Below are 23,440 nucleotides of genomic sequence, written 5' to 3' on the forward strand. Positions count from 1 at the left end.
CCCGGCTTTCACCGGCTGACCGCCGCGTGGACGACCGCCGCCAGCCGGTCGTGTTCCGGATACGACCAGGTCGCGGAAAACTGCCGCCGCGTGTACCCGAATGCGACACCGCTGCGCGGGTCCGCGAAGGACTCGGAGCCAGCAGACCCGTTGTGCCCGAACGCGTTCGCACTGAGGAACGGATAACGCAGCCCCTTCGCCTGGAACCCGAGCGCGTACTGGCCCGCGTCCCCGGTCACCAGGTCGCGGCCGGTCGAATGGAGCATCGCGAACTCGCCGAGCGTGCCGGGTTCGAGCAGCGGCGGCCGTCCGTCCAAACCGGACACCGCGGCCGCGTACAGCCCAGCCAAACCACGCGCGCTGCCGACTCCTCCTGCGGAAACCTGCCCGAGCGCCCGCACCCGCCGGGTGTTGGCGAACGCCACCTGGTCAAGCGGCGGCGTCGAATCGAGCCCGTAGCCGATCCCGCCCAGGCTGTGCGGGCTCGGAACGTACGCCTGGAACGCCGCGAGTTCCTCCGCGCTCGCCTCCCCTGCCAGCACGTCGCGATACCGGTGCTCTTCCTGTTCCGGCAGCCCCAGGTACAGATCAAGCTCGTACGGCGCGCGGATCCGCGTCTCGAAGTGCTCCTGCACCGTCCGCCCGGTGACCCGCCGGACCACCTCGGCTACGACCGAGAACCCGGCGAACCCGCTGTAGCCGTAAACGGATCCCGGCCGCCAGAACGGCCGCTGCCCGGCCAGCCGGCGAGCAATCGCCCGGTCGTCCGCGAGTTCCTCGGCGGACAGCCCGCCGTCCGCCCCGATCACGCCGGAGCGATGGCTGAGCACGTCGCGCACCGTGATCCCGCCCTTGCCCGCGGCGGCGAACTCCGGCCAGTGGTGCGCGACCGGCTCGTCCAGATCCAGAACGCCGTCCTGCACGAGCAACGCCACCACCATCGTGGTCGCGCCCTTGGTCGACGAGTAGACGCCGGTCAATGTCTCGCCCGTCGCGTCGCCTGCCCAGAGATCGACCACCAGCCGCCTCCGCACGCGGACCGCCAGCTGCACGCCCGCACTCGCCTCCGCCGCCGCGGCGAACTCGTCGCGAACCGCCTCGAAGCCGTCCGCGACAGTCCCATGGATCGCGATGTCCCCCATTTGTCCCTCCGATCGTCATGTCGAAAGGAGGACCCACGCGCCATCGCGAATGTGACTAGGCTTCGATCCCGTGATCGCCAGGCGGACTCTCGCCCTCTTCGCCGCGCTTTGCGCGCTCGCCACGCTTGGCTTGGGACTGCTCGTCGCGCCCTACCCGCCCAGCGTGTTGGACCAGTGGGCCACGAGGTCCGCCTCGACGCTGAGTCCGAGCCTGCTCACCACGCTGGTGCTGCCCACCGAACCGTACGTGCTCATCCCGGCCGTCGTCGTCATCGCCGGACTCTGCCTCTACCGGCGCAACTGGCTCGACGCGGTGCTCGCCATCGCCGGCCCGTTCGCCGCCATCGCGCTGAACAGCTGGGCGCTGAAACCCGCTTTCGACCGCTGGAAGAACGGCACGCTCGTCTACCCGAGCGGCCACACCGTCAGCCTGGTCGCCGTCCTCACCGTCGTGGTGCTGCTGGTCCGGTACAAGGCGATCGCCGTGGCGGCAGGCGTAGTCCTGGTCTGCTGCGCGGCCGTGGGCATGATCGGCCTCGGCTACCACTACCTCACCGACATCGCCGGCGGCGTCTGCTTCGCTCCCGCCGTGGTCACCGCGCTGCGGGCGGCGCTGTCACCGCGTCGCGCGCGAGAGCCGTCAACCGGCTGATCGCCCGCAAGTACTTCTTGCGGTAACCGCCGTTCAGCATCTCCTCGCCGAACAACTCGGACAGCGGCACGCCGGACACGACCACCGGGATCGCCCGATCGTAGAGCCGGTCCGCCAACGCGACCAGCCGCAGCCCGACCATCTGGTCCGGCACCGGCGCGACGTGCTTGAGGTGCACCCGCCGCACCCCGTCGAGCAGCTTCCCGTACCGCGAGGGATGCAAACGTTCGAGGTGTTTCGTCAACGCGCCGAATTCGTCCACAGTGGACCCTTCGTGCGTGGCAGCGGACTCGTCGATCTCGCCGTCGCTGACCGGCGGCGGCGCATCGGGCAGCCCGCGGTGCCGGTAGTCCGGCCCGTCGACGCGGACGACTCCGAACCGCCGGGACAGCGCCTGGATCTCGCGCAGGAAGTCCTCGGCGGCGAACCGCCCCTCGCCGAGCTTGTCCGGGAGGGTGTTGGAGGTCGCCGCGATGTAGACGCCCGCGTCGGTGAGTTCCTGCAGCAACCGGCTGACCAGCGTGGTGTCGCCGGGATCGTCGAGCTCGAACTCGTCGATCGCCAGCAGCCGGTGTTCTGAGAGCCGCGCGACCGCGTTGGCGAACCCCAGCGCGCCGACCAGGTGCGTCAGCTCGACGAACGTCCCGTACGCCTTGGGCCCCGGAGTCTCGTGCCAAGTCGAGGCGAGCAAGTGGGTCTTGCCGACGCCGAACCCTCCGTCGAGGTAGAGCCCCATCGGCCCGTCCGGGATGGCCGCCCCTCCGCCGAAGAGGGAGCGCAGCCGCGACTTCTTGGCTTTCGCCGCCCCGATCCGCGAAGCGAACGCCGAACACGCCTCGACCGCGGCCGCCTGGCTGGGCTCGTCCGGATTGGGCAGGTAGGTGGAGAACCGAGCCTCGCCAAACCGCGGCGGCGGCACGAGGGACGCGATCAGCTCGTCGGCCCCTAGCTCGGGAAACCGGTCGGTCAGCGCAGCTGTGGGCATGGTCGGAGAGCCTATCCGGACGGCCTCGGCTCCTTCGGCGCGCCTCAGCCTGGTGGCGAACGGCGAATCCCCCGGTCGGAGCCCCCTTCCGACGGCGGCGAAGCGAGCCGGGCCAGGCGCGTGTGGCGACTGTCACCGGGCTGCGACGCTGGCCAGGCACGGTGGCGCTGGAGCGAGCGCAGATCTGGGGCGGGAGCGGCGCTGGAGCGGCATTGGGTCGGGCGCACCACCGGAGCGAGAGCAGCACTGGAGCGGGAGCGGCATCGGGGCGAGCGCACCACCGGAGCGAAAGCAGCACTTGGGTCGAGCGCGCCACTAGGTCGAGAGCGGCACTTGGGTCGGGAGCGGCACCGGGTCAGGTGCGGCACCGGGTCGAGCGCACCGCTGGGTCAGGTGCGGCGTTGGGTCGGGAGCGGTGTTGGGTCGATATTCGCGTCACCGGGGGCGCGAGCTGCGCCGACCGGCCAGCCGCCGACGGCCCCGCTGAACCCGCCGGTCCTCCCGCAGCCGCCCCGCTCGCTCGTGGCCTCCGGGCCCGCGCCCAAGGCGTACTCGCCCAAAGCCGCTGCGTGCGGCGCCGAACGTCTCCTCGCCACCCCGGCCATCCGAGGCGGGCTGGGCCGGTGCGGTTCGTCCCGACGTGGGCTAGGCCGTTGCTGCCCGGACGTCCGGCGGCCGCTCCTCGACTCACCCATTCGAGGGATGCCGCGTGAGTTTTCGCCCGGTCGGGAGGTCTTTCGGACGGGCCCGTCCCCGGCGCCGCGGGCCGCTCGCGGCGACACTGGACGCGCCATGTCCGCAGACAGGGAGCGAGGAACCATGCCGACCCCGAACCGGCCCGATGTGCCCACCGCGGTCCCGACTGCCGCGCTGGCGGCGGCCGAGCAGACGGACACCGCCGGGCGCACCACGATTTCGTCGCTGGTCGTGCAGAAAATCGCGGTGCTGTCGACGCGCGAGGTTCCAGGCGTGCACGCGCTCGGCGGCGGGGTGTCGCGGGCGATCGGAGCGATCCGGGACCGGATCCCGGGCTCGGGCGCGACCTCCACCGCGGGCGTCTCGGTCGAGGTCGGCGAGAAGCAGGCCGCGATCGACCTCGACGTCGTGGTCGAGTACGGCGCGCGCATCGCGGAGGTCGCCCGCGACGTGCGGCGCAACGTCATCACCTCGGTCGAGCAGATCACCGGACTCGAGGTGATCGAGGTCAACATCGCGGTCAACGACGTCCACCTGCCCGGCGAGGAAGACGAACCCGAGTCGAGCCGGGTCGAGTGACCAGCTGACCCGTCCGGAGCCCCGGCCGCGAGGACTCGCACTGCGCTCCGGGCGAGCCGCTCGGACCGCAAGGCACCGGCGGCGGCCAAGCCAGGCAGTCGAGCCCACGGAAGCGCCCAGCGACTCCACCCGTCCCGAAGCACAGGCCGCCACCGCACGAACGCCAAACCGAACGCAGCAGCACCGCAAGACCAGGCATCACCTCAACCACCGCAGCACGCAATCCCAGGAGGGCGCACGTTGAACGCTACGCAGACCGGGATCCTCGCCGGGCTGATTCTCGGCCTGGCCGCCACGCAAGGGTTCACCGCGTTCCTGGTGACCTTCGCGGTCGGCATCATCGGGCTCGTGGTCGGCCGGGTCCTCGACGGCGAGCTCGACCTCGGCGACCTATTCGGGAAGGGCCGGGACAAGTGACCCGGACGGTCGAGGCAGGGCCGACCCGCACCGACCTCCCGGAGCCCGCCGAGCGCGGCTCGCTGACCATCGCGCAAGCCGTGGTGCGCAAGGTCGCGCAGCACGCCGCCGACCAGGTTCCCGGGACGATGCGCACCGAGCGCCGCGTCGCCGGCGTCAGCGCCGGCATGTCCGGTGCGTCCGCGAAGGTCGGCGGCTCGGACAACGACGTCGATCTGTCCCTCGATCTCGCGTTGCGCTATCCGGCGCCGGTGCGGGAAGTGACCGGGCAGGTTCGCGCGAAGGTCGTCGAAGAGGTCGAACGCATCACCTCCTATCACGTGCGTTCGGTCGCGGTGACGGTCACCGCGCTGCTGCCGGACCTGCCGCCGAGGGTGCGATGATGCGCATCCTCGTCCGTCTCCTTTCCACGCTGCTCGGTCTGGCCGTCGCGGCCGGCGGCGCGTTGCTGGCTCTCGAGGTCGGGTGGGCATGGTGGCAGCCGGAGAAGGAACCGCTGCTCGTGCCGTGGCCGCGGTGGAAGTCCGAAATCGCCGAGCTGGACTGGACCAGCACGCCAGTGCGGATCGCCGCCGGAATTGCCGTGCTCGCCGGGCTGGTGCTCCTGGTGCTGGCGCTCAGCGCGGGCGACCGTGCGGTGCGGATGACCGATCCCGCTGACGGCATCACGGTGAACACCTCGCCGCGAGCGCTCGCGCGACTGGTCGGGCTGGCGGTGCGCGCGGAGGACAACGTGCGCGGCGCGTCCGTGACCGCCAGCTCCCGCCGGGTGCGCGTGCGTGCGACAAGCCGGTTGGAAAACGAGGAACAGTTGCGGCCTCGGCTATTGGAAACCGTCGCGGGGGTTCTGGACGACCTCCCGCTGCAGCGTCGTCCGAAGGTGTCCGTAGTCGTCGACTCTCCGAAGGACCGGTGATGAGCGCTTCCGCGGCGCGTCGCGCGCAAGGCCGTTCGTACGGTGCCGAGCGCACGCTGACCTCCTTGGTCGGCGTGCTCGGACTGCTAGCTGGCGCCGGTGCCCTGGTAGTCGGCATGGGATGGCTCGGGCAGTTTCGCGGGCACCGGCCGGTGCTCGACCCGATCGCGATCGGCTGGCTCGGCGACCACACGCTGTACGCGCGGATCGGCGCGGTGGTGCTCGGCGTGCTGCTGCTCGTGTTCGGCCTGTGGTGGTTTTTCCGTTCGCTGCGCCCGGAACGCCATCCGGACCTGAAACTCGACGAGACGATCGGCGCGGAGCTGACTGTCACGGCCGGCGCGCTGGCCAATGCCGTGCAGGCGGACGCGGAGAGCGTCGACGGCGTCACCCGGGCTCGGGTCCGGTCGGTGGGCACGGTGGCCGAACCGGCGTTGCGGATCACGCTCTGGCTGGCCGAGGGCACGGAAGTCCGGCGGGTGTGGGAAGACCTCGACGCGTACGTGCTTACCCGGGCCAGGGAATCGCTCGGCGTCGAGACCCTGCCGACCGCGGTACGGCTCGAACTCGACACGACCGGCTCGGCACGCGTGCGCTGACCCCGCCTTTCGCCCAGAATGCCCGCATGGCCCTCCCTGTGCAGGCACCGATCAAGCCCATGCTGGCGAAGCCGGCGAAAGCCATTCCCGATTCCGGCGGCCTGCTGTTCGAGCCCAAGTGGGACGGCTTCCGCTGCCTGGTTTTCCGCGACGGCGACGAGATCACCCTGCAGTCGCGCGCGGAGAAGCCGCTGAACCGGTATTTCCCGGAGGTTCTGGCCGCGCTGCGGGAATCCTTGCCGGAGCGGGTCGTGCTCGACGGTGAACTGGTGGTGGCCCGCGACGGCAAGCTCGATTTCGACGCGCTGACCGAGCGCATCCACCCGGCCGACAGCCGCGTCCAGCTGCTCGCCGAGCAGTCGCCAGCGCAGTTCGTGGCTTTCGACGTGCTCGCGCTGGGCGACGAGTCGTTTGTGGACGAGCCGACGTCGGCGCGCCGCGAGCGGCTCGAAGCGCTGCCGGGCATCGCGCTGACGCCGGCGACGACTGACCCGGAGACCGCGCGGCACTGGTTCGAGCTGTTCGAGGGAGCCGGCTTGGACGGCGTGATCGGCAAGCCGCTGGACGAGCCGTACGCACCGGGCAAGCGGGTTTTGCTCAAGTACAAGCATTCCCGCACCGCGGACTGCGTGCTGGCGGGCCTGCGCTGGCACGTGGACGGCGAGCCGGGCGAGGCGGTCGGCTCGTTCCTGCTGGGCCTGTACGACGAGAACGGACTGCTGCATCACGTCGGGGTGGTCGGTTCGTTCCCGGTCGCACGCCGCCGCGAGCTGGCGCAGGAGCTGGCCCCGTTGATCACTGACGGCGAAGGGCATCCGTGGCTGGGCGACGCGGTCCGCGAGGGTCAGCGAATCCCGGGCGGCATCACGCGCTGGCGGTCGAAGGAACAGCCGTGGGTTCCGCTTCGGCTGGAGCGCGTGGTGGAGGTCTCGTACGAGCACACGGAGGGCGGCTATCCGTCGCGCTTCCGGCACACCGCTCAGTTCGCGCGCTGGCGGCCGGACCGGGAGCCGTCGTCGTGCGGCTACGCCCAGCTCGACGAGCCGGCGCGGTACGACCTGTCGGCAGTGTTCCGGGGCGAGGTCGTGCGGACCCGCTGACCGGCCCCTGGCCGCCTGGGCCGGTGCGGAGCTGACCCGCCGCAGGACCCGCTCACTGGCTTCCCACACCAGGCGTGCCAAGCTCGACCGAGAGTTCCGCCGAGCAGACGTGAGGACCAGCCCGTGCACCGCCGTTCCCCCAGCCGTTTCCGTACGCGCGCCCGGCTGGTGGCGGCGACGCTGGGAGTGCTCGTGCTGGCGGGGTGCACCAGCGGCCCCTCCGTTCGCCCGGCGGTGATCGACAACGACGGACGCGCCACCACCGCGCCGCCCCCGAGCAGTGCCGCGGTGCCGTTGCCGCCGCTGGCCGAGCCCAAGAAGTCCGCTCTCCGCTGGGCCAACTGCGACGCGGACACCCGGCAGCGGATGGCCGCTCCGGCCCTGCCCGATTCGCTGCACGTCAGCTGTGCGCGGATGACGTCCCCACTCGACGCGCCCGAGGACACGCAGCATCTGCTCGCCCGCATCCTCGTGCTCAAAGCAGGCGACGGACCGATCCCGCTCGTAGTGGTCAACGACGTCAGCGGCGAGCCGGGCTCGCTGTTCGCCGCGCGCCTGGCGACCCAGCTGCCGCCGGAGTTCCTCAAAAAGTTTTCGCTGATCGGCGTGGACCGGCGCGGCACCGGGCTGTCCGGCGGAGTGCAGTGCGTGCCGCTGGAGGTGCGTTCGGACCTGCTGGGCGCGGATCCGGCCGACGGCGGCCTCGGCGAGGTGCTCGACGCGGCGCGCCGGGCCGGCCAGCAGTGCGCGCTCGATCTCGACACCGCGCAGACGGCGCTGGACAGCTGGCGCACCGCCGGGGACCTCGACCAGCTGCGCAAGCAACTCGGCCTGGACCGGCTGAACGCGCTCGGCCGCGGTGACGGCTCGAAGGTGCTTTCGGAGTACGCGGTGCGCTATCCGGCGCAGGTCGGCCGCATGGTGCTGGACGGCATTCCGGACCCGGGCGCCGACCGCGCGGCCGTTCTCGACGCGGTGGCCGCCGGAGCACAGGCGACGTTCGACGCTTTCTCCGCGGACTGCGCTTCCCGCAACTGCCCGATGGGCGATGCGAAGACCGCGCTGAAAACGGTGACCGACCGACTCCGCACGTCCCCTGTGGACACTGACGACGGCGTGACGATGAGCCCGGGCGTGGCGACTTACGCGGTGTACCAAGGACTCGCCGACCGCGCGAACTGGCCCGTCCTCGCCGACGCGCTGAACGCCGCGAAGAACGGCGACGTCACCGCGCTGGCCGGCTTCGCGAATCCGATCGTCGCGGACATCCGCGGCCGCACGTCGCGCATCGGCGGCACCATCGCGACCCGGTGCAACGACTCGACCACCCGGCTGCCCGCCGATCAGCTGGACCGCGCCGCCGCGGGAATGCGCGCGAAGTATCCGCAGTTCGGCGCGGCGGTCGCGCAGGAACTCGCTTGGTGCGGCGCTTGGCCGGTCCGCCGCGAGGCGCTGCCTCCCGCCGGCGCGCCGGGCGCTCCGCCGATTCTGGTGGCCGCCACCGCCACCGACCCAGTGACGCCGCAGGTCGGCACCACCCGCGCGGCGGACCAGATGCCCAGTGCCGTGACCGTCACCTGGCAAGGCGTCGCGCACGGCGCGGTCGGCCAGTCCCCCTGCGTCACCTCCGCCGCGCAGGCCTTCTTGATCGACGGCAAGATCCCGGACAACGGGACTCTCTGCCCGGCGTAGAGATCGATCGCGTTTCCTCCTGCACCGTGCGGTTCCCGCGGTAACGCAGCCGACGAGCGATGCCAGCTGCCCGAGAGAGCGCCGCCATCCAACGCGCACCAGCCGTCCTGTCCGGCCGCGTCGTTCGCCCCGCTGTGGTCTGAGGTGGCGGGTCCGGGGCTGCCCCGCCGAAGTCGTTTCGAACACTCCACCAGTATTTCGAACGCGTGTTCGATATCGCATCACTCGATCCGGCGGAACCCGCTCACCCAGCGCGACCGGAGGATCCGTGCTCCGGCAGTCAGCCCGCGGCCGCCTCCGGGGACCGAAGAAGCAACCGTGATCACCGCCCAAGTCGCGCGAGATGTTCCACGAACTCGAGGACGAAGAGAAGGCCGCCGAGCAGCGACCGCTCTCCACCCAAAAATCGTGCTGTCCGCCGAACACCGGCACATCGGCGGACGGGGCGAACAACACCGTTCCCTCATCGGCACGACCGTACGACGCACCGAACGCGCGGTACGCGACATGAGCAGACGCTGCCGCACACGGAAGTCGGGAATCAATCCCATCGCCTTACCGGTGCTCGGCTTCGACGCGAACTAATTCCGCACCCGTCCCGCGGTTCTAGCGCAGCGGGAGCAGCGCTTGGGCGTAGGCGGTGAGTTCGGCGGTGACGTCGGGCCAGGCAGGGGCATAAACGATCTCCGTCACACCGGATGCGGCGGCGTGTGCCGCTATGTCGCGCAACTGCGCCGGCGTGCCGGTCCAGCCGGGAGTCAGCAGCGCCGGCCCGGCCGCGACGGCCAGGTCGCGGTCCCGTTCGGTCAATGCGGTCAGGTGGCCTTGGTGGACGTCCAGATGCCGTTCCCGAGGCGGGCGGGCGGCTTCGATGTCGGTACGCCAGCGTTTCCCGCCGGGCAGGGCGTCGACCGCACTCGGGCTCCGTTCCCATGCGGCGTGGACAATGCTGGCCCAGCCGGGCCCGATGGCGTCGACAACGCGCGGGGTGGTGTGGTCCTCGCCTTGGCGCAGCACGGTCCCGAACCGGAGCAGAGCGCATTCGGGCCAGTTCTGGTCGGGCAGGCCGGTCACCAGGACGCCGGGCACCGCCAGGTCTCGGGCGGCCGCGGTGGCCCGGGGGCCTGAGGCGGCCAGCCACACCGGGACGTCGAGCGGCCGGGGCGGGCCGAAACCGGGCAGGTGTCGCAGCTGACAGGGGCGCCCGTCGATGTCGGTCACGTCGCCGGCGAGCAGCGACCGCACCTGCCTCACCTCGCGGACGAGGTCTTCGACGCGGACCGGTCGCCGGCCCAGTGCGCGGCGAGCGGTGTGTCCGGTACCGAACGCCAGGGTCAACCGGCCGGGCGCGATCTCGGCCACCGCCGCGGCAGCGGCCGCGGTCACCATCGGATGGCGCAGTCCGGCGACGGCGACGCCGCTGCCCAAGCCGATTCGCTCGGTCGCCGCCGCGATCTGTGCCAGCGCGATCCACAGATCTCCGTGCAGCGCGGGTGAATCGAACACCCATATCCGGTGGTAGCCGAGCCGCTCGGCGTGCCGCGCCTGGCCGACGATCTCGGCCGAGGGCGGCAACGCGCACGACAGACGCACGCCCGTCACTGACGCTCCGCCGACTGCCACAGCGCGAGCGTGGCACCGCCGGGCTCGTCGATGACCACCACGGAACCCTGCGGCAGATCGGTGCGAGATCTGACGATCCGCGCCCCGAGACCCACCGCGCGCTGTACGGCGATGTCCACGTCGGCCACCGGGACGTACGGGATCCATTGCGGGCGCCGGGAATCGCCGTCAGGCAGCGCGGTGAACGCACCCCAGACACCGCTGTCGTCGCCGAACATCGGCCCGGCGGGCGTATCGGTGACCACCCAGCCGAACAGTTCGGTGTAGAAGCGGCGCGAGGCGGCCAGGTCGGTGGTGCGGACGTCGTGAAACACAAATTCTCGGGACATGCGTCCTAACTTTAGGGCGCCTGTCCCATTCCGGCAACGCGGGCGGTAGATTCAGGGCGTGACAACGAACAGGCCCGTGATCGAAGCCAATCGGCGCGGCAAGCGCGAGCAGATCGTCGACGCCGCGAAACAGGTTCTGGCCCGGGACGGGCTCGCCGCTTGCACCGCACGGGCAGTCGCTGACGCGAGCCCGTTGTCCAAGAGCGCGGTGCACTACTACTTCGACGACATCCACCAGATCGTGGACATCGCGATGGGGGAACACGTGGCGGCGACAGCGGTCAAGCTGCGTCAGGCCGCCGAGGGCGAATCCGACCCCGAGGAGAAACTGTGGGCGGTCGTGGAAACCTATCTGGCCACGTTCGCGGCACAGCCCGACGCCGCGTTCCTGTGGTTCGAGTACTGGATCGACACCGGCCGCCGGAAGTCCACCGACGGCGTCGCCGCCACCGTCGACGACCTGCGCGCTTTGTTCGACGAACTCATCGCCCGGCTACCGGTCGACCACCCCGCCGAAACGGCCAGCGCAGTGCTGTCCTGGCTGCTGGGAACGGTGGTGCGGCAACAGATACGACCTCGGTCCCCCGAGCAGCTCCGCCGCGAACTGAACTCAGTAGTCATGCCACGACGAGATGAAATCGGCGAAAGCGGCCACGCGGCGGGCCGGTGACAGCTGGCCTGGGCAGTCACACCCCGCACGGCAAATCTTGCCGCGAGCGCCGAAACCCCGGCAGCGCACCGAATTCCGCCGCTCGCAGGGAAGAACGCAACCGCGCACGGCAAGCCAGGATCTCAAGCCCAAACCGATACACGACCGTCCTAACGGGACACAGCGGGACTGGCAGCCGCCCAGGCCGCCTCGATCATCCGGAACACCTCGTCCACAGCCGCCTCCGGATCAGCCGACTCGCGAGCCACCGAATAAGCGTCGACCACGAACCGCGCGATCGCCCGGCACGCGGTCGGAGTCCGGCCGAGTCCGGGATCGGCCGCCATCGCCTCCGCGAGCGATTCCGCGTGCCGCAGCCGCATCGATTCCTCGTACTCCCGCAGCGCGGGCGACCCGTCGATCATCCGCCAGACCGGCGCGACACTGTCCGCTGTGCAATGCCGCACCAGCGCCTGGATCTCCCCCCGCAACGCCGGGATCAGCGCCTCGGCCGACTCCCGCCCCTCGACTGCTCCGCGAAGGCTTTCCTCGAAGTTCGAATCCTGCTCGAAGACCAGCGCTTCCTTCGAGGCGAAATGCGAAAAGACCGTGGTCACCGCGACGTCGGCCTCCGCCGCGATGTCGCGGATGCCCACCTCGTCGTAGCCGCGCTCGAGGAACAGCCGGAGCGCGGTGTCGGCGATCTTCTGGCGGGTCGCAGCCTTCTTGCGCTCGCGCCGCCCGGACGGCTCAGTCATCCGCGGATGCTATCAGCCACAAAAGCTGGCCGGTTACCACAAGCTAACAGTTAGCTTGTGGTAACCGCGGCTACTGCCGGTACCCCTCGACCTCGCTCACCGGCCGGACCGCGGCCTCGTCCGGATCGTCGTCGAACTCGACCCGGGCCCGGCGCTGCCGCAGCAGGTCCCAGCACTGGTCGAGCTCCTCCTCGGCCCGGCGCAGCCGCTCCCGGTCGTCCGAGGACAGCCCGGTCCCGATCGCCCGGTCCCGCAGCTGTTTCTCCTCCGCGATCAGTTCGTCGATCCGCCCCAGGATCCCGTCAGCCACATCAACCTCCAAGGAAACGTCGGACACTCACCTGGACGCTACCCCGTCGCGGGGAATTCCCCACCCGGCTCGTTCGTTGGACCACCTATGAGCACAGTGGAACTGACCGCGGACAACTTCGACCAGACCGTGACCGACAACGAGTTCGTGCTGATCGACTTCTGGGCGAGCTGGTGCGGCCCGTGCCGGCAGTTCGCACCGGTGTTCGAGAAGGCGTCGGAAAAGCACGGCGACATCACCTTCACCAAGGTGGACACCGAGGCCGAGCAGCAGCTCGCCGCGGCGTTCAACATCCGCTCGATCCCGACGCTCGCGGTGATCCGCGACAAGACCCTCATCTACTCTCAGCCCGGCGCCCTTCCGGAAGCCGCGCTGGAGGACCTCATCCGCCAGGCCCGCGAGGTCGACATGGACGAGGTGCGCAAGGCCGCGGCCGCGCAAGAAGCCGAGCAGGCCTGAGCCCAGCCCACGCAGGCGCACAACCGGGGAAGCACGAAGGCCCGGCACCCACCAGGGTGCCGGGCCTTCGTCGCGGTTCAGGACCGGGTGACGAGCCCGCGCAGGAAGAACGCGAGGTTCGCCGGCCGTTCGGCCAGCCGGCGCATGAAGTAGCCGTACCACTCGTCGCCGCAGGGCACGTACACGCGCACCGTCTCGCCTTCGGCGGCGAGCCGCTTCTGTTCCTCGGGCCGGATGCCGTACAGCATCTGGTACTCGTGGTCGCCGGTCGTGCGTCCGGCGTCGGCGGCGAGCTTGCCGGCGATCGCGATCATCCGCGGGTCGTGCGAAGCCACCATCGGGTAGCCCTGGCCCGCCATCAGCACGCGCAGGCAGCGCACGTAGGACTTGTCCACTTCGGACTTGTCCTGGAACGCCACCGATTCCGGCTCCGCGTAAGCGCCCTTGCACAACCGCACGCGCGATCCGGGACCGGACAGCTCGCGGCAGTCCTGCTCGGTGCGGTGCAGGTAGGCCTGCAGCACCGCGCCCACCCACGGGTACTCGGCGCGCAGCTCGCGCAGGATGCCGAGCGTCGAGTCCGTGGTGGTGTGGTCCTCCATGTCGAGCGTCACTGTCGCGCCGACCGCGTCGGCCGCCGCACAGATCTTGCGCGCGTTCTCGAGCGCGACGCCCTCGCCGTCGCCCGGCAGGAACTGCCCGACGGCGGACAGCTTCACCGAAACGTCCGCGCCCTTGGCGAGACCCTGTTCGGACAGCGCCGTCAGCAACTCCTCGTACGCCTGCACGGTGGCGGTGGCCTGTGCGGCGTCGGTGGTGTCCTCGCCGAGGTGGTCGATGGTGATCTTCCGGCCGTCGGCGGCCAGTTCCCGTGCGGCGCGCACGGCGTCGGCGGTAGCCGAGCCGGACACGAACCGGCGCACTACGGACCGGGTGACCGGTACCGCTTCGATCAGCGCACGCATCCGCTGCGAACGAGCGGCGGCGAGCAACGGGGCACGCAGCATGACGGTGTCTCCTTCTCAGCCCTGGTGCGGGTAGCGCACGGAGGTCGGCGGCACGAACGTCTCCTTGATCGAGCGCGGGCTCGTCCAGCGGAGCAGGTTGAAGACCGAACCGGCCTTGTCGTTCGTGCCCGAGGCGCGCGCCCCGCCGAACGGCTGCTGGCCGACGACCGCGCCGGTCGGCTTGTCGTTGACGTAGAAGTTGCCCGCGGCGAACCGCAGCGCCTGCGAAGCCTTCGCGACGGCCGTGCGGTCGTTCGCGATGACGGCTCCGGTCAGGGCGTACGAAGCGGTCTCGTCGACCAGCTGCAGCACGGAGTCGAAGTCAGCGTCTTCGTACACGTAGACCGAAAGGATCGGGCCGAAGTACTCGGTGCTGAAGATCTCGTGCTTCGGGTTCGTGGACACCAGCACGGTCGGCTGCACGAAGTAGCCGACGCTGTCGTCCGCCGTGCCGCCAACGAGGATCTCGACCTCGCTGTCGTTCTTAACACGCTCGAAGAGAGCGGCGTGCTTGTCGAAGGCGCGACGATCGATCACTGCACCACCGAAGTGCGACAAGTCGGTGACGTCGCCGTAGCTGAGCGCGGCAGTCTCGGAGGCAAGGCCGTCCTTCAGCTGCTCCCACACGCTGCGCGGCACGTACGCACGCGAAGCGGCGGAGCACTTCTGGCCCTGGTACTCGAAGGCGCCACGGACAAGCGCGGTGCGAAGCACGTCGATGTCGGCCGACGGGTGCGCGAGCACGAAGTCCTTGCCGCCGGTCTCGCCGACGAGACGCGGGTAGCTGCGGTAGCCGGCGATGTTCGCGCCGACAGTGCCCCACAAGTGCTGGAAGGTCGCGGTGGAGCCGGTGAAGTGAATGCCCGCCAGGTCGCGGTGCGTCAGTGCGACCTCGGAAACGGCCTTGCCGTCGCCCGGCAGGAGGTTGATCACGCCCGGCGGCATGCCCGCCTCTTCGAGCAGCCGCATCGTCAGGTGCGCGGCGAAGCTCTGCGTCGGCGACGGCTTCCACAGCACGGTGTTGCCCATCAGGGCGGGCGCGGTGGGCAGGTTGCCGGCGATGGCGGTGAAGTTGAAGGGCGTGATCGCGTACACGAAGCCCTCGAGCGGACGGTGCTCCATCCGGTTCCACACGCCCGGCGAGCTGACCGGCTGCTGGTCGAGGATGCTGCGGCCGAACGCGACGTTGAAGCGCCAGAAGTCGGCGAGTTCGCACGCGGAGTCGATCTCGGCCTGCGTCGCGGTCTTCGACTGGCCGAGCATGGTGGCAGCGTTCAGCGTCGCGCGCCACGGGCCGGTCAGCAGGTCGGCGGCGCGCAGCAGGATGGCCGCGCGGTCGTCGTAGGAGAGCGCGCGCCACTCCGGAGCGGCCTTCGCGGCAGCAGCGATCGCGTCGGTCGCGTCCTGCTTCGTGGCGCTGTGGATGGTGCCGAGGACGTGGCTGTGGTTGTGCGGCTGGACAACGTCGATCTTCTCGCCGCCACCGGCGCGCTGCTCGCCGCCGACGGTAACCGTCAGGTCGACGGGACCGGCCTGACCCAGTTTCTTCAGCGCACCCTCCAGCTCGGCGCGCTCGGCGCTGCCCGGCGCGTACGTCAGCACCGGCTCGTTCTTCGGGGCGGGGGTCTGGGTCACGGCGTCCACGGCGGCTCCCTCGTTGGTTTACTCGTCGGTTGCCCGAAAGATAACGCCGCGAGACGTCCAGGGGTTTGTCCAAGCGGCTAGAATCGCCCATATGGTTTTGTCCGATCGGCCTATCCAATGACAGCCGCCGAACCGTTCGCCGGCGCCTCGCTGCGGCACGTGCTCGCGACGCTCGGCGAACCGCTCGTGCGGGTGCTCGTCGCGCCGCGCGGGCTGGGCGTTCCCGTGCAGGACGTGGTGATCCTCGACCCCGAGGACCCGCCCGAAACGCACCCCGGCGACCTGGTCCTGGTGATCGGAGCCCGGGGCCGCTCGGCAGCCGCGGCGATCCGGGCGGCCGGACGCGCCGGGGCAGCTGCGGTGGCAGTGAAGGGCGAAGGCGGCACAGACGTCGCTGCGGACGCTGGCGTCGCGCTGCTCACCGTCGGTGCGGAGGCGCGGTGGGAGCAGGTCGAGGCCTTGGCACGCGGTGTGGTCGATGCGGCCCGAGCAGGCGGCGAAGCCGAAACCGGCGAGGTGCTCGGCGACCTGTTCGCACTGGCCCAGACAGTCGCGACACTCACCGGCGGTCTGGTCAGCATCGAGGACACCGCGAGCCGCGTGCTGGCGTACTCAAGGGCAGGCGACGAGGTGGACGAGCTGCGCCGGTTGTCGATTCTGGGCCGCGAAGGACCGGAACGGTACCTCGCGATCCTCCGCGAATGGGGCGTCTACCAGCGATTGCGGGCCGGTGAAGGCATTGTGCGCGTGGACGAACGCCCGGAGCTGGGGATCCGCCGCCGCATCGCCGCCGGGATTCACGCCGGATCGCAACCGCTCGGCACGATCTGGGTGCAGGAAGGCGCGCAGCCGCTGACCGAACAAGCCGAGGTCGCTCTTCTCGGCGCGAGCAGAACGCTTGCCCCGCAACTGATCCGCGCCCGAACCCTGCCCGATCCGCAACTTCGACTGCGCGAGGATTTGCTGGCCGGGTTGCTGGAAGGCCGGGTCGACGCGGAGTCCGTCGCGGACGACATCGGCGCCGATCCGGCGCGCCCAGCCCAAGTATTGGCATTCACGCTCTCTCGGCAGCAGTCGACCGCCGCTTCGGACCGCTTGCTGCGCCGAGCCGAACTGGTGCACCTGATCGCCGTGCATACCGCGGCCTATCGGCGAACCGCGCTCGTAAGCGTGCTCAGCGGCCGGGTGTACGCGTTGCTGCCGGATCTGCCAGAACACTCGGACGCCGCCGTGCTGGCGTTGGCGAAGGAAATCGTTGGCGCAGCACGAAAACACCTCGACGCACCAGTCCGCGCCGCGCTAGGCGGCATTGTGCCGAGACTGTCAGATGCCGCGTTGTCGCGCGGCGATGCCGACCGGGTCCTGATGGCGATGTCGCGGGGCCATTGGCCGTCCGACGTCGCGTCGCTGGCCGACGTCCGCGCCGACGTCCTCCTGTCGGAAGTGTTGGCCTACCTGGGAGATCAGCCCCGGTTGCGCGATCCTCGCCTAGCCGAACTACGCGCCCACGACGCCGATCACGGCGACATCCTGGTGCCCGCGGTGCTGGCGTACCTGAACGCTTTCGGAGACGTCCGCACGGCCGCCCGCTCGCTGAACATCCACCCGAACACCGTCCGCTACCGGGTGCGACGAGCGTCGGAAGTCTCCGGCATCGACCTGACCGATCCGGCTCAACGGCTGCTCACTGAATTGTTGCTGCGTCTGTAAAATCGGATGCCGTGGGGGTTCGTGCTCGCTAAAGTGCCGTCGTGGATCTCTTCTTCCGCTCGTGGAACGCCCTGCAGAACGCCGTGAAATCGCTTGAAGGCGGGCAATGGCTGGCCCCGTCGGGCTGCACTGGCTGGCTGGTGCAGGACCTGGTGTTCCACCTGGTCATCGACGCGCAAGACATCCTGATCACGCTCGCGACCCCGAGGGACGAAGAGCCGACGCACACCGCCGCCCAGTACTGGGAACTCAGCACCGACCTGCCGACCGGCCTGGAGCCGGAAAGCCTGTTCACCCGCCGCGCGGCGCTCAGCTACGGCACCATAGCCGGGCTTCTGCACCACTTCGACGACCTGGCCCAGGCAGCCGGACGCGCTGCGGCTCTCGCGGACCCGACGTCGAAGGTCGAAACCCGCGACTACGTGCTGACGGTCGCGGACTATTTCGAGACCTACGTCGTGGAAGCCACCCTGCACCACCTGGACCTGGTCCTGCATCTGTCCGGAGTGGACGGTCCAGACCCGGACTGCCTGGCAGCGACCCGGCGGACGGTAGAGACCGCGCTGGGTGCGCCGCTGCCGTCGGCGCTGGACGACCAGTCCGCACTCCTGATCGCGACCGGCCGCCGCGCCGCGACCGACAGCGAAAAGGCGGCACTGGGATCGTTGGCGAAGAAGCTGCCGATCGTCCTGGGCTAGACCGAAAGCCGTTCCCTAGCGGTCAACTCGGCAAGCGCGGCAAACGATTCGACCCGCGCGGCCGGGTCGTAAGTACTGGTGCTGACAAGCAACTCGTCCGCCCCAGTCGACGCGACCAACTCCGCGAGACGTTCCCCGACCTCGTCCGGAGTGCCGCTGATCTGCCCGGCCAACGTGTCCTCGAGACGACGACGCTCCCGGTCGGTCATCGGCAGCGCCAGAATCTCTTCCGCCGGGGAAAGCGGCGGGAACACGCCATGGCTGCGCGAGTACACAGTGGACCATGCCTCGGGAACCAGCAGCCGCCGGGCTTCCTCCGCGGTGTCCGCTACCGCGACCGCTGTCGACACGACGACATAGGGATCGTCCACATCGGACCGGAACGTGTCGCGATAGCGGGAAATCGCCTCCACCATCGCACGCTGGCCATGCGCCGGAGCGATCACCAGCGGCAACCCCAGGCCCGCGGCGAGATCCGCGCCCGCACCTGTCGCGAGCAGAAACAGAGGCACAGACAGCCCTTCGGCCGGAATCGCGTGCACACCTTCGTGCTCGCCACGGAAGAAGGCGAGAAGCTCGCGAACCTGGCCGTCGAAGCCGTCTGCCGCGTCCTTGCCCTGCCCGAGCGCCCGCCGAACCGGCTCGATGAACCCGACCGACCGCCCGATCCCGAGGTCGATCCGCCCCGGGAACAAGGACTCGAGAATCCCGAACTGCTCGGCAACCACCAGCGGCCGATGATTGGGCAGCATCACCCCGCCAGAGCCAACCCGAATCCGAGACGTCGCCGACGCAACGGCTGACGCGAGCACCGCAGGCGCGGACCCAGCGACCCCAGGCACGCCGTGGTGCTCGGAAACCCAAAACCGGTGATAGCCGAGCGCTTCGATGTCCCGCGCGAACGCGACCGTGTCCCGGATAGCCTGCGCGCTCCCCCGCCCCCGCCGCACAGGCGACCGGTCCAGCACCGAAATCCGAACGTCCACGCTCAGGCCAACACCATCCGCTTAGCCCGAATTCCCGCCCCGAAGTCCACGAAGGCAGCCACCCTGACAGCTCCGTACGTGCGGGACCAGCCCCACGGAATCTGATTCCCCCCGGGTTCCCTCACGACCCACCAACCACACCGCAGCCGCCACACCCAACGATCGAGGCACCCAGCCCCTCCCCCACACCCCGATACGAAGCCTTCCCTGCGGTCTGGGGGTGCTTGTCAAGGCATCTTTCCCGCCTTGACAAGCACCCCCAGACCGTCAGCACAATCAAGCTTCGGGGTGCCCCACGCAACCCCCCGCATGCAATGTCGCCCGCCAGGGCGACGAGCTACCCCCGACCCAGGATCAAGGCCTCCACCGCTCGCTGTAATCCGGATGATCCGCATACGGCAACGCCAGCAACCGCAACGTCAAACACCAATTCGACCCAGCCTCATCCGCGGGCACGTGACACGTCTCGCACCAATACTCGCTGCCATACAGCGGAAACCCGGGCACCTTCTCCGACACCGTGGTCCGATGCGCGAGCATGATCCGCCGCGTCGCCTCGATCTCGTTGATCATCTGGTTGACCACGTCAAGCTCAAGGTCGCCAAGGGACCGAACCCGCTCCTCCAGCCCGACCTTGGCCTCCCCGCGAGTAAGCGGTTCGCCGGCCTTGCCCTTCTGCACCGCCTGCATGATCAGCGCCTGCCGCTGTCCGACGCGCGCGGCGAGGAACGCGATCAGGTCGTCCACGACGTCTCCCTCCTCCGGTCCCGGCCCCCTCCGGTTCCGGCAATAGTCGCACCTCGACCCCGGCGCGTTACCACCTAGCGGCACTCCCCAGGGTAACCGACGTCGAAAAACTGGTGACGACCTGCGGAAACGTCCACGAAATTGCCCGCACTGTTGATCACCGAGAGTGATCACACCCGGCAATCGGCCGATCACGCCTGGTCGGAACGGGCCTTGCTCGGTTGCACCCGCTTCGGTTCGCCGGGCATTTTCGGGTAATCCGGCGGGTAGGGAAGCTCCGCGCCGCCGAGGTCCCGGTCGTCCCGCTCGTACCACTCCAGCAGCGTCTCCAGGCCGAACGCCTTTTCGTCCATCGGCGCGTGCAGGTCGCCGTGCTCGGCGAGGAAATCGGGGACGGTCAGGACGTCGAAGTCGTCCGGGTCGACGTCGGCGAGCAAATCCCAGGTCAGCGGCGTCGACACGGTCGCGCGCGGGGTGCCGCGCACCGACCAGGAGGAGGCGACCGTCCGGTCTCGTGCTGCCTGGTTGTAGTCGAGGAAGACGCGGCCGCCGCGTTCCTCCTTCCACCAGGACACCGTCGCCTTGTCCGGAACCCGCCGTTCGACCTCGCGGCCGAGCGCGATCACCGCGTGCCGCACCGCGATGAAGTCCCATTCCGGGCGGATCCGCACGAGAACGTGCACGCCGCGGCCTCCGGAGGTCTTGGGGTAGCCGGTGAGCCCGGCGTCGGCGAGCACCTCGCGGACGACGCCGGCGACCTCGACCGCGTCGGCGAACCCGGCGCGTTCCGGCGGGTCGACGTCGATCCGCAGTTCGTCCGGGTGGTCCAGGTCGGGCCGGCGCACCGGCCACGGGTGGAAGTCGAAGGTGCCGAGGTTGGCCGCCCAGGCGAACACCGCGGGTTCGGTCGGGCAGACCTCGTCAGCGGTCCGGCCGGACGGGAAGGTGATCCGCGCGGTCTCGAGCCAGTCCGGAGCGCCTTTGGGCACGCGTTTGGCGTAGAACCACTCGCCGGTGACGCCGTCGACGTAGCGTTTCAACGTGGTCGGCCGTTCGCCGATCGCGCGCAGCAACGGGTCGGCCACGGCGAGGTAGTACTCGACCACCTGCCGCTTCGTGATGCCGCGCTCGGGGAAATAGACCTTGTCCGGGCTCGACACCCGGACGGTGCGGTCCCCCACCTGGTACTCGACCGGATCGCCGTTTTTGGCCATGCGGCCACCGTAGCCGCGAGTGCCGTACCGTGGCGGGGTGTCCGGGAGAACCAAGCTGATCGTCGCCCTGGCCGTGCTGGCTCTTCTCGGCGCCGCGGCGCTGTGGCTGCCGATTCCCGGCCCCGCGCAGCTGCGCACCTGGGCCGCGGCGACCGGATCGATGACTCCGCTCGTGCTCCTCGTGGCCTACTCCTTGCTCACCGTCGCGCCAATTCCGCGGACGGTGTTCAACCTCGCCGCCGGGCTGCTCGTCGGCAGCGTCGCGGGAGTGTTCATCGCCTTGGCGGCCACCACGATCGCCGCCGCTCTGGCATACGGGCTGGCCCGGCTGCTCGGCCGGGACTTGATCCTGCGGCATCTGCACCGCGCGCCGGTGCGGGCCGTCAACGACCGGCTCTCCGACGGCGGCGTGCTCGCCATCACATCGTTGCGGTTGATCCCGGTCGTCCCGTTTTCGGCGATGAACTACCTGTGCGGCGTTTCGTCCGTGAAACTCGTTCCCTACCTTGCCGGAACCGCACTCGGGAGCGTCCCCGGAACCATCGCGGTGGTAGTTTTCGCGGACGCCCTCACCGGCGACACGCCACCCGCTTTGCTGGCTTGCTACGCGGTCTTCGCGGCGCTCGGCGCGGCAGGATTGGTGCGGGTGCTGCGGAAGCGCGTCCCGGTCGCCGAGCCGGAGGCTCCCGTGCCGTCCGCACCGGCTGGCTGACGGCGGGCAGGTACTTCCGACCGCTACACTCGTCCGGGTGCGCGAGGGGATCCGCGCTGCGCACGACCACGATCACGGGACATTTGTCAGGAGCGGGCGTCATCGACACCGGGCAGCTGATCGCGGGGCACTACCGCCTCGTCGAGCACATTGGTAGCGGTGCCATGGGCGTGGTGTGGCGTGCCGTCGACGTGCGCCTGGAGCGGTCCGTGGCGATCAAGCAGATCCTGCCGCAGCCGGGCGTCTCCGAGGCCGAACGCGACAACATGCGCCAGCGCGCCATGCGCGAGGCGAAGAACGCCGCCCGCTTCCAGCACCCCAACGCGATCGTCGTGTTCGACGTCGCCGAGCACGGCGGGGACCCGTGCCTGGTGATGGAGTACCTCGACGGCCCGAGCCTGTCCGCGGTGCTGGCCGAAAAGGGCACGCTGCCGGTCGGCCAGGTCGCGCGGATCGGCGAGCAGGTCGCCGCGGCGCTCGTGGCCGCGCACCGCGCCGGGATCGTGCACCGGGACGTCAAGCCCGGCAACATCCTCATCGACGAAACCGGCACCGCGAAGATCACCGACTTCGGCATTTCCCGCGCGGCCGGCGACATGACGCTCACCCAGACCGGCCTCATCGGCGGCACCCCGGCCTATCTCGCGCCCGAACTGGCCCGCGGTGCCGACCCGGTGCCCAGCTCGGACGTCTTCGCCCTCGGCGCGACGCTGTACCAGGCGATCGAGGGACAGACCCCGTACGGCAACACCACGAACCAGCTCGCGCTGCTGTACGCGGCGGCGAACGGCCAGGTCAACCCGCCGACGCAGGCCGGTCCGGCGACCGCGTTGCTGATGAGCCTGCTGCGCAGCGAGGCTTCCGAGCGGCCGAGCATGGCCGAGGCGCGGGAACGGCTGGCTCAGCTGGCGTCCGGGGAGCCGGCCGCGCCGCAGCAGTTGCTGTCGGGCAACCGCGGTCCGGGGAGCAACGGGTCCCGCCCGCCGTGGGCACGCAACGCTGCTCCGGCGGCTGCTGCCGCGGCCGCGCCCAAGGCCCCGTCGAACCCGCCGCGGACGCCGACTGCGGCCTTTATGCCGATGGGCGCGCCTTCGCGTCCCGCTTCCCCGCCCAATACTCCGGCGCGCCCGCAGCCCGCGGTGCGGCCGACGCCGACGGCTGCTGCACCGAACTACTCCGGCGCGGGGTCGGGAGAGCGGGTTTCTCCTGCGGCGGCGCGGAAGAAGAAGATGGCGTTCCTCGCTGGCGGGGCCGTGGCGGTGGTCGCGGTGGCGTTGGTGGTGTTCCTGGTGTTGAGCAACACCCGGGACAAGGGCGGGGCTACGAACGCGCAGCCGCCGGCGTCGAGCTCGTCCGCTCCGGCGACTCCGTCGAGCACGCCGAGCTCTTCGGCTCCGCCGGTCAAGTCCAGTGGCAACGTGCAGTGGGGTCCTGCGGGCAAGCTGGCCGTCGACTTCTACCAGAACGTCGGGTCGCCGACCGGGTGGGCGATGTTGACCCCCTCGGCACAGGCAATCTTCGGCGACCAGGCCGCGTTCGCCTCGTACTGGGGACAGAACAAGCTGTCGTCCTATGGCGGCGCGAACGTATACAAGCGCAAGAACAACCCGGACGGCTCCGTCGACGTTCAGATCACCGTCGTTCCGGAAGGCGGTGCGCCGGCGCAGAAAATCGTCCAGGTCATCGCCTCGGACGACGGCACCTTGATGATCAACAGCGATCCGCGCCTCGGGACCGGTACGCCAGCGCAGTGACGCGCGCGGCGAAATCGCATGCCCGAGCAGCAGAAATGAACTTTCGCGCCCCTGCTCGACGG

At 70.1% G+C, this 23,440-nt stretch carries 25 protein-coding genes; 14 read left to right on the top strand and 11 right to left on the bottom strand.

Features of this window, described 5'->3' with window-relative positions:
- Positions 1–8: 8 nt before the first annotated feature.
- Positions 9–1,142, bottom strand: coding sequence for a serine hydrolase domain-containing protein (locus ACZ63D_RS06520; protein WP_465353266.1), 1,134 nt, complete (start codon positions 1,140–1,142; stop codon positions 9–11).
- 70 nt (positions 1,143–1,212) lie between these two features.
- Here ACZ63D_RS06520 and ACZ63D_RS06525 point away from each other — a divergent pair, with 70 nt between their 5' ends.
- Positions 1,213–1,794, top strand: coding sequence for a phosphatase PAP2 family protein (locus ACZ63D_RS06525; RefSeq protein WP_465353267.1), 582 nt, complete (start codon positions 1,213–1,215; stop codon positions 1,792–1,794).
- Here the strand turns inward: ACZ63D_RS06525 and zapE are convergent.
- Positions 1,736–2,779: a cell division protein ZapE gene (gene zapE, locus ACZ63D_RS06530; RefSeq protein ID WP_465353268.1), complete on the bottom strand. Its 1,044-nt coding sequence runs from the start codon at positions 2,777–2,779 to the stop codon at positions 1,736–1,738. The genes ACZ63D_RS06525 and zapE overlap by 59 nt on opposite strands.
- A gap of 819 nt (positions 2,780–3,598) precedes the next feature.
- Between zapE and ACZ63D_RS06535 the strand changes: the two genes are divergently transcribed.
- The 7 genes from ACZ63D_RS06535 to ACZ63D_RS06565 all read left to right on the top strand — a co-directional run bounded on the left by ACZ63D_RS06535 (position 3,599) and on the right by ACZ63D_RS06565 (position 8,778).
- Complete coding sequence (locus ACZ63D_RS06535) at positions 3,599–4,054, top strand: Asp23/Gls24 family envelope stress response protein (protein WP_465353269.1); 456 nt, start codon at positions 3,599–3,601, stop codon at positions 4,052–4,054.
- Between the two features lie 240 nt (positions 4,055–4,294).
- Positions 4,295–4,471: a hypothetical protein gene (locus tag ACZ63D_RS06540; RefSeq protein WP_009075692.1), complete on the top strand. Its 177-nt coding sequence runs from the start codon at positions 4,295–4,297 to the stop codon at positions 4,469–4,471.
- Positions 4,468–4,854, top strand: a complete 387-nt coding sequence (locus ACZ63D_RS06545) for an Asp23/Gls24 family envelope stress response protein (protein WP_465353270.1) — start codon at positions 4,468–4,470, stop codon at positions 4,852–4,854. Before ACZ63D_RS06540 ends, ACZ63D_RS06545 begins: the two co-directional genes overlap by 4 nt.
- Positions 4,854–5,387 (top strand): DUF6286 domain-containing protein, encoded by a 534-nt coding sequence (locus ACZ63D_RS06550; protein ID WP_465353271.1) that lies wholly within the window; start codon positions 4,854–4,856, stop codon positions 5,385–5,387. Before ACZ63D_RS06545 ends, ACZ63D_RS06550 begins: the two co-directional genes overlap by 1 nt.
- A complete protein-coding gene (locus ACZ63D_RS06555) occupies positions 5,387–5,986 on the top strand; it encodes an alkaline shock response membrane anchor protein AmaP (RefSeq protein WP_465353272.1) in 600 nt (199 codons plus the stop codon). The genes ACZ63D_RS06550 and ACZ63D_RS06555 overlap by 1 nt, the downstream gene beginning before the upstream one ends.
- Positions 5,987–6,012: 26 nt before the next feature.
- Positions 6,013–7,086 carry an ATP-dependent DNA ligase gene (locus ACZ63D_RS06560; RefSeq protein ID WP_465353273.1) on the top strand — a complete coding sequence of 358 codons (1,074 nt, stop codon included), beginning with the start codon at positions 6,013–6,015 and terminating at the stop codon, positions 7,084–7,086.
- 123 nt (positions 7,087–7,209) lie between these two features.
- Entirely contained in the window at positions 7,210–8,778 is a 1,569-nt protein-coding gene (locus tag ACZ63D_RS06565) for an alpha/beta hydrolase (protein WP_465353274.1), read from the top strand.
- Positions 8,779–9,384: 606 nt separating this feature from the next.
- Here the strand turns inward: ACZ63D_RS06565 and ACZ63D_RS06570 are convergent.
- The gene (locus ACZ63D_RS06570; RefSeq protein ID WP_465353275.1) at positions 9,385–10,380 is read right to left on the bottom strand and encodes an LLM class flavin-dependent oxidoreductase; all 996 of its coding nucleotides are present in this window, start codon (positions 10,378–10,380) and stop codon (positions 9,385–9,387) included.
- A complete protein-coding gene (locus tag ACZ63D_RS06575) occupies positions 10,377–10,730 on the bottom strand; it encodes a VOC family protein (protein ID WP_465353276.1) in 354 nt (117 codons plus the stop codon). The genes ACZ63D_RS06570 and ACZ63D_RS06575 overlap by 4 nt, the downstream gene beginning before the upstream one ends.
- A 58-nt stretch (positions 10,731–10,788) precedes the next feature.
- Between ACZ63D_RS06575 and ACZ63D_RS06580 the strand changes: the two genes are divergently transcribed.
- A complete protein-coding gene (locus tag ACZ63D_RS06580) occupies positions 10,789–11,400 on the top strand; it encodes a TetR/AcrR family transcriptional regulator (RefSeq protein WP_465353277.1) in 612 nt (203 codons plus the stop codon).
- Between the two features lie 149 nt (positions 11,401–11,549).
- On the opposite strand, the gene ACZ63D_RS06585 is transcribed toward ACZ63D_RS06580, so the two are convergent.
- Positions 11,550–12,137 (bottom strand): TetR/AcrR family transcriptional regulator, encoded by a 588-nt coding sequence (locus tag ACZ63D_RS06585; RefSeq protein ID WP_465353278.1) that lies wholly within the window; start codon positions 12,135–12,137, stop codon positions 11,550–11,552.
- Between the two features lie 70 nt (positions 12,138–12,207).
- Complete coding sequence (locus ACZ63D_RS06590) at positions 12,208–12,447, bottom strand: DUF2630 family protein (RefSeq protein WP_465353705.1); 240 nt, start codon at positions 12,445–12,447, stop codon at positions 12,208–12,210.
- Between the two features lie 87 nt (positions 12,448–12,534).
- Between ACZ63D_RS06590 and trxA the strand changes: the two genes are divergently transcribed.
- Positions 12,535–12,906 (top strand): thioredoxin, encoded by a 372-nt coding sequence (trxA, locus tag ACZ63D_RS06595; RefSeq protein WP_344267449.1) that lies wholly within the window; start codon positions 12,535–12,537, stop codon positions 12,904–12,906.
- Between the two features lie 77 nt (positions 12,907–12,983).
- Here the strand turns inward: trxA and ACZ63D_RS06600 are convergent, their stop codons facing one another.
- Both ACZ63D_RS06600 and pruA read right to left on the bottom strand, forming a co-directional pair.
- Entirely contained in the window at positions 12,984–13,913 is a 930-nt protein-coding gene (locus ACZ63D_RS06600) for a proline dehydrogenase family protein (RefSeq protein ID WP_465353279.1), read from the bottom strand.
- A gap of 15 nt (positions 13,914–13,928) precedes the next feature.
- The gene (pruA, locus tag ACZ63D_RS06605; protein ID WP_465353280.1) at positions 13,929–15,557 is read right to left on the bottom strand and encodes an L-glutamate gamma-semialdehyde dehydrogenase; all 1,629 of its coding nucleotides are present in this window, start codon (positions 15,555–15,557) and stop codon (positions 13,929–13,931) included.
- A gap of 117 nt (positions 15,558–15,674) precedes the next feature.
- On the opposite strand from pruA, the gene ACZ63D_RS06610 reads away from it, so the two are divergent.
- Both ACZ63D_RS06610 and ACZ63D_RS06615 read left to right on the top strand, forming a co-directional pair.
- On the top strand, positions 15,675–17,267 hold the full coding sequence (locus ACZ63D_RS06610; protein WP_465353281.1) for a PucR family transcriptional regulator: 1,593 nt from the start codon (positions 15,675–15,677) through the stop codon (positions 17,265–17,267).
- 41 nt (positions 17,268–17,308) lie between these two features.
- Positions 17,309–17,965 carry a maleylpyruvate isomerase N-terminal domain-containing protein gene (locus tag ACZ63D_RS06615; protein WP_465353282.1) on the top strand — a complete coding sequence of 219 codons (657 nt, stop codon included), beginning with the start codon at positions 17,309–17,311 and terminating at the stop codon, positions 17,963–17,965.
- Here ACZ63D_RS06615 and ACZ63D_RS06620 read toward each other — a convergent pair.
- The 3 genes from ACZ63D_RS06620 to ACZ63D_RS06630 form a co-directional block, all read right to left on the bottom strand.
- Positions 17,962–18,957 carry an LLM class flavin-dependent oxidoreductase gene (locus tag ACZ63D_RS06620; protein WP_465353706.1) on the bottom strand — a complete coding sequence of 332 codons (996 nt, stop codon included), beginning with the start codon at positions 18,955–18,957 and terminating at the stop codon, positions 17,962–17,964. The genes ACZ63D_RS06615 and ACZ63D_RS06620 overlap by 4 nt on opposite strands.
- Before the next feature lie 348 nt (positions 18,958–19,305).
- Positions 19,306–19,698, bottom strand: a complete 393-nt coding sequence (locus ACZ63D_RS06625; RefSeq protein ID WP_037713305.1) for a DUF6221 family protein — start codon at positions 19,696–19,698, stop codon at positions 19,306–19,308.
- A gap of 191 nt (positions 19,699–19,889) precedes the next feature.
- A complete protein-coding gene (locus ACZ63D_RS06630) occupies positions 19,890–20,912 on the bottom strand; it encodes a DNA polymerase domain-containing protein (protein ID WP_465353283.1) in 1,023 nt (340 codons plus the stop codon).
- A 37-nt stretch (positions 20,913–20,949) separates the two neighbouring features.
- Here ACZ63D_RS06630 and ACZ63D_RS06635 point away from each other — a divergent pair, with 37 nt between their 5' ends.
- Both ACZ63D_RS06635 and ACZ63D_RS06640 read left to right on the top strand, forming a co-directional pair.
- Entirely contained in the window at positions 20,950–21,624 is a 675-nt protein-coding gene (locus ACZ63D_RS06635) for a TVP38/TMEM64 family protein (protein ID WP_465353284.1), read from the top strand.
- A gap of 116 nt (positions 21,625–21,740) precedes the next feature.
- A complete protein-coding gene (locus tag ACZ63D_RS06640) occupies positions 21,741–23,378 on the top strand; it encodes a serine/threonine-protein kinase (RefSeq protein WP_465353707.1) in 1,638 nt (545 codons plus the stop codon).
- Positions 23,379–23,440: the final 62 nt, after the last annotated feature.

It is taken from the genome of Amycolatopsis sp. NPDC104775 (assembly GCF_055583325.1).